Source organism: Dietzia sp. CH92, assembly GCF_032248695.1.
GTDB lineage: Bacteria > Actinomycetota > Actinomycetes > Mycobacteriales > Mycobacteriaceae > Dietzia.
On record NZ_JAVHXC010000020.1, the window covers coordinates 1 to 215 of the forward strand.

Genomic DNA, 215 nt, shown 5'->3' on the forward strand with positions numbered 1-215 from the left:
GGCGGTGAACGAGTGCGCAGTGCCATGAAGGCCTCGGGCACGCTTCGGGAGTACAAGGTGGTGGGGCGCTGCTTGCCAACCCCAAAATGCCACACACCACCACTGTACCGTATGCGAATCTTTGCACCCAACCATGTGGTGGCCAAGTCCCGCTTCTGGTACTTTGTGTCACAGCTGAAGAAGATGAAGAAGTCATCCGGGGAAATTGTGTACTG

At 56.3% G+C, this 215-nt stretch carries 1 protein-coding gene; it reads left to right on the forward strand.

The window, feature by feature from the left end:
* Positions 1-24 precede the first annotated feature (24 nt).
* The coding region (locus RWK90_RS17255; RefSeq protein ID WP_314038860.1) for a hypothetical protein at positions 25-215 on the forward strand (191 nt) is incomplete at its 3' end.